This is a genomic window from Phytobacter sp. V69, assembly GCF_965644215.1.
Lineage (GTDB): Bacteria > Pseudomonadota > Gammaproteobacteria > Enterobacterales > Enterobacteriaceae > Phytobacter.
On the sequence record NZ_CBFFRL010000279.1, the window covers coordinates 1 to 4773 of the forward strand.

2 protein-coding genes and 1 pseudogene are annotated in these 4773 nt (G+C 54.8%); 1 reads left to right on the forward strand and 2 read right to left on the reverse strand.

Annotation, left to right across the window (positions count from 1 at the left end; all coding sequences use genetic code 11):
- Nucleotides 1-376: 376 nt before the first annotated feature.
- Nucleotides 377-1879 carry a glycine betaine/L-proline transporter ProP gene (proP, locus tag ACSZPU_RS23470; protein WP_499003828.1) on the forward strand — a complete coding sequence of 501 codons (1503 nt, stop codon included), beginning with the start codon at nt 377-379 and terminating at the stop codon, nt 1877-1879.
- 38 nt (nt 1880-1917) lie between these two features.
- Here the strand turns inward: proP and ACSZPU_RS23475 are convergent, their stop codons facing one another.
- Both ACSZPU_RS23475 and ACSZPU_RS23480 read right to left on the reverse strand, forming a co-directional pair.
- A complete protein-coding gene (locus ACSZPU_RS23475; protein ID WP_499003831.1) occupies nt 1918-2874 on the reverse strand; it encodes a nickel/cobalt transporter in 957 nt (318 codons plus the stop codon).
- Between the two features lie 145 nt (nt 2875-3019).
- Nucleotides 3020-4696: pseudogene (locus ACSZPU_RS23480) on the reverse strand (autotransporter family protein); the annotation flags it as partial.
- Between the last annotated feature and the right edge of the window lie 77 nt (nt 4697-4773).

Here is a 4773-nt window from a genome sequence, read left to right on the forward strand (position 1 = left end):
TTATCGGTAGTTAACCCTTCCTCCTACACTCTCCACAATCATGTCCGAGCGTTGCACTTATTATCTGAATTCGCTCTTTACTTGTTAAGTAAAACGCAGTTCCGATAAAAAGAGATATGGATTACCAAAATTGTGTTTGTCATCACAGGGTAAATTTATGTGAAGTTGATCACGTTTTTAAACCCTGTTAGGGTAAAAAGCGGTTAAACAACGCCCTGCCAGGCGTCAACAGGTTCGGTTGTACAGGCTGTAACCAGCCGGTGTAAGTAAACCTGCTACGCTTGAACAAGGTAAGTCGACATGTACGGCTTAATACGCTCAACAGTGTCATGGCAATGAATTGAGCGATTCAGGGCGAAAGTCAAAAGAGGACATCATGTTAAAAAGGAAAAAAATTAAACCTATTACGCTGCGCGATGTGACCATCATTGATGACGGCAAACTGCGAAAAGCGATTACCGCCGCTTCACTCGGTAACGCGATGGAATGGTTTGATTTTGGTGTATATGGGTTTGTAGCCTACGCGTTAGGTAAAGTGTTTTTCCCCGATGCCAACCCAAGCGTGCAAATGATTGCCGCACTGGCAACCTTCTCTGTCCCGTTCCTGATTCGCCCGCTGGGCGGGTTGTTTTTCGGGATGCTCGGCGATAAATACGGCCGACAGAAAATCCTCGCGATCACCATTGTGATTATGTCCGTTAGTACATTCTGTATTGGCCTTATTCCCTCGTATGCCTCTATTGGTATTTGGGCGCCGGTTCTGCTTCTGCTCTGTAAAATGGCGCAGGGGTTCTCGGTGGGCGGGGAATATACCGGGGCCTCGATATTTGTGGCGGAATACTCCCCGGACCGTCGACGCGGTTTCCTGGGAAGCTGGCTGGATTTCGGCTCGATTGCCGGGTTCGTGCTGGGGGCGGGTGTCGTTGTATTGATCTCCACTGTTGTGGGTGAAGAGAGCTTCCTGAGCTGGGGCTGGCGTATTCCGTTCTTCCTGGCGCTGCCGCTGGGAATTATTGGGCTCTACCTGCGCCACGCGCTGGAAGAGACACCGGCGTTCCAGCAGCATGTTGATAAGCTGGAGCAGGGCGACCGTCAGGGTTTGCAGGAAGGGCCGAAAGTCTCCTTTAAAGAGATTGCGACGAAACACTGGCGCGCTTTGTTAGTCTGTGTGGGTCTGGTGATTGCCACCAACGTGACCTACTACATGCTGCTGACCTACATGCCAAGCTACCTGTCGCATAACCTTCATTACTCTGAAGACCACGGCGTGCTCATCATTATCGCCATTATGATCGGTATGCTGTTTGTTCAGCCGGTGATGGGCCTGCTGAGCGACCGGTTTGGCCGTCGTCCGTTTGTCCTGCTGGGCAGCGTGGCGCTGTTCATTGTTGCTATCCCGGCGTTCATTCTGATCAACAGTAATGTGATTGGCCTGATTTTCGCGGGCCTGCTGATGCTGGCGGTGGTGCTCAACTGCTTTACCGGGGTGATGGCATCGACGCTGCCCGCGATGTTCCCCACGCACATTCGTTACAGTGCGCTGGCAAGCGCGTTCAATATCTCGGTGCTGGTTGCCGGTTTGACGCCAACGCTGGCTGCCTGGCTGGTTGAAAGTACCTCGAATCTGATGATGCCAGCGTATTACCTGATGGTGATTGCGGTGATTGGTCTGATTACCGGTCTTACGATGAAGGAGACGGCGAACCGTCCGCTGAAAGGGGCGACGCCAGCGGCATCGGATATCCAGGAAGCGAAAGAAATCCTGCGCGAGCACCACGATAATATCGAACAGAAAATCGAGGATCTCGACAAAGAGATTGCTGAGCTACAGGACAAACGCACGCGGCTGGTGATGCAGCATCCGAAGATTGAAGAGTAAAAAAAAGCCCGGTGAAACCGGGCTTTTTTATGGGTGAATCAGCAGCCTGCCGCGATGTAGTCGCCGTTGGGGCTGACCGGAATGACGGTCAGGAACAGCACCACGGCGAACAGAATCAGCGCCAGGCCTCCGGCGATTTTCAGTGCCGGCACCAGCCACGGCATGTTGCCACTCTCCTGGCTAAAGAAAGTGGCGGTACTGTTGCGGGCATGACGCACCGCTAACGACAGGCCCATAATCGACAGCGCGGTACCGAACGCCATGGTCATGACCGCCGCGATCCCCCAGGTCACAATGCCCAGCGCGTTCGAAAACAGCAAAATCATGATGGCGCCGCTGCAGGGACGCGCGCCGATGGCAAGAATCACCCCCAGACGCGTTTTCCAGTCGCCCTGTGTGCTGATCCCCACCCCGTGATGGCCGCAGCCGCAGTCGTCGGCATGCTGGTGATGCAGCGGCTTCATGGCGGTGATTTTCATTTTCTGCGGCTTGATGGTTTTGAGCGCTTTGATGATGAGCCAGACGCCAAACCCGCCAATCATCACCGCACTGATTTTCTCGACGTACCAGCGGCTTTCGCTGAGATCGCCGGATGCGAGGTTAAAGCCTACCGCGAGGATAAAGACGAACAGAATGGCGCTCACGCCCTGCATCAGGCTGCCCAGGAAGGGGATCACCCGGGCGGCAGTTTGGCTCTCCTGATTGGTGCTGAGGTAGGTCGTGACGATAAATTTCCCGTGGCCCGGCCCAATTGCATGCAACACGCCATAAAAGAACGAACCGGTCAGCAGCCACAGCCCGCCGGTGTATTGATGGTTGTTCAGTTGCAGCAGATACATCACCAGATAGCGGTGCAGGGTAATTTGCGTTGCCAGACACCACTGAATAAAGGCATTCCAGTGCGTGTGCAGGGTAAAGGCCGCAGCCAGTAGCAAGAGTCCTAACACAATGGCGCCAGGTATACGCCACTGGCGGGTCAGCGTTTGTGTTGTCATAGGCTTTAGAAGAGTGGTTAAAGCATGACCGCAGTATAGGTGTTGCCCTGGGTTGTCTCCAGCAAGGGCGGGGGAATGATCGTTACCAGACGTAAGTACGGAGCGAAAAAAAAAGGGGCCTTGCGGCCCCTTTACTGTCTGTTTATCAGAAGGATTTACGTAACAGCAAACTGAATGTGTGTGCCTGGTAGCGATCGCCTGCCTGCAGGTCGTAGCGCGCGTCGAGGCTCAGGCCCTGTTTGTTATACAGGGTGGTGCCGACGGCCACGCCAGCCATGTCTTTCACCGGAGACGCACCTTTGGTCGTGAAGCTGGTTTCGCCCAGAGTATCGGCACCGTAGACAGCATTGCTGCTCATCTGGCGGCCGTCATACTGGTGAATCCAGGACACCTGTGCGAACGGGGTCAGATTACCCAGGCGAGTCGCCACGGTTTTCTCTACGCGAACGCCGATGTCACTGACGACAGACTGTGAGTGTGAGCTGCCGACATCCAGCGCCATCCCGTTTCCGCCTGACTCTTTGTAACCATCAACATGCTGGTAGCCATACGTGAAGGTTGCCATCGGGGTCAGTACCACTTCCGCCGGTAAGGTGAACGGATAACCGAACTCAGACTGCAAGGTCATGGACTGGCCGTTGAACTTGCCGTGAGCGGTGCCGGAGAAGCCGGTAAAATCAGCCTGACGCGTGGAGTTGTAGCTCTGACGGTTCACCGCCGCCGAGAGGTTCATGAACCACGGGTTGCCGGTGTAGCCTGCGTAACCAATCACGCCGTAGTTGTCTGCGGTGGAGCGGTTGCCGGTCAGGTTATCCTGCCCACGAACGGAGGTGTTGCTGTAGTTCAGCGCCGCACCTGCACGCCAGTTCTGGCCCAGTTCGCGATCTGCGCCAAGCAGCAGGCCGCCAAACTTCGCTTTATAGCCACTGACATCTTCGGTGCTGTCCTGATTGGCAAAACCGCCGAAAGGTTGGCCCCAGACGGTCCAGCTGTCATAGGCATCACCCGTTGACACACCGCTCATACCGGCAGTCTGCGGATTGCGCGCCATGTTCATGTGGTTACCCACAACGCTCATCGCTTTCGACACCGCAGTGGTGTTTGCCGTACTGGCGCTGATGTTCTGGCTGGAAGACAGTGCTTCGCCAACGCGGTTTGCTTCGGCTTTCCCGTCAATGGCCAGAGAGGCGTTATACAGCTCCAGCAATTGCGGTGAAATACCTGAGTAACGCGTCAGACCGCCCAGCGCAGCGGCCGCGCTTGGAATGGTTGCCCAGCTTTTGGTGGTCGGCGTGGTGACGACAGGAGCTGTTGTTTCTGGTGTGGTAACCGGTGTTGTTGTATCTGGCGCTGTTGTTACTGGCGTCGGAGTGACAACAACCGGGGCTTCAACCAGAGAGACAACTAACGCAGAGTGGGTGCCGTCGTTGTATTCCGTCCCTTTCACGCCGCCGTTATAACCGACAGCCTGATAGTTCAGGGTATTGGCGTTGTACTGTGTATCCGCGCTGTTGGCGTTGATCACGACATAACGCTGGCCCTGAGCGAACTGATAAGTGTTGCCGGTACGGACCAGAGAAATGTGAGTACCCGGATCGAGGGTGGCAGAGCCGTTCACGGTCAGGTTGCCGTAACCTGAATCGCTGCTGCTGTCACCCGTAGCCGTCGCACTGTCGCTTACACCAAGTATCAGCGCTGCGGCTGCGTTCTGGTGATAGTTACCGTTAATGATGATCGGCGTATTGACCTGAACGCTCGCTGCATCGTTGAGGATGTTGCCCCCGGATGCGTAGAGGTGGTCATTTAACAATAACGAGCCAGAGCTAAGGAAGGTGCGATTTAATCGTCAATTATGAGAACATAACCCTTTCTTTGACATAGACTTTTCACGATGCCCGC